The organism is Arcticibacter eurypsychrophilus (assembly GCF_001730525.1).
Classification (GTDB): Bacteria; Bacteroidota; Bacteroidia; order Sphingobacteriales; family Sphingobacteriaceae; genus Arcticibacter; species Arcticibacter eurypsychrophilus.
The window spans coordinates 1-271 of record NZ_MDFN01000087.1 but is presented as its reverse complement, the minus strand read 5'-3'; the positions used below and the strand labels follow the sequence as shown (position 1 = coordinate 271).

Annotated in this window: 1 tRNA gene; it reads right to left on the bottom strand. The window is 43.9% G+C overall.

What is annotated here, in order from left to right:
* Window positions 1-117: 117 nt before the first annotated feature.
* Window positions 118-189: transfer RNA gene (locus BFL47_RS19080), tRNA-Glu, on the bottom strand.
* Window positions 190-271: the final 82 nt, after the last annotated feature.

The following is a 271-nucleotide window of genomic DNA, read 5'->3' as shown; positions in this document are numbered from 1 at the left end:
CGACGAGCTACCAACTGCTCCACCCCGCACTGTTTCTTTTGTGCATTTAGTAACTCTTGCTAGGCAATAATCACTCTTGGTATCATTTGCGATCACAAAGGTACGCATTTTTTTCCGTAGTCCATAGGGGAATCGAACCCCTGTTTCTAGAATGAAAATCTAACGTCCTTACCCCTAGACGAATGGACCATTCTAGTTGAGTAGAAAAGTTCCTATTTAGAACTTTTCTACTCAACTTACGGTAGCGGGGACCAGACTCGAACTGATGACC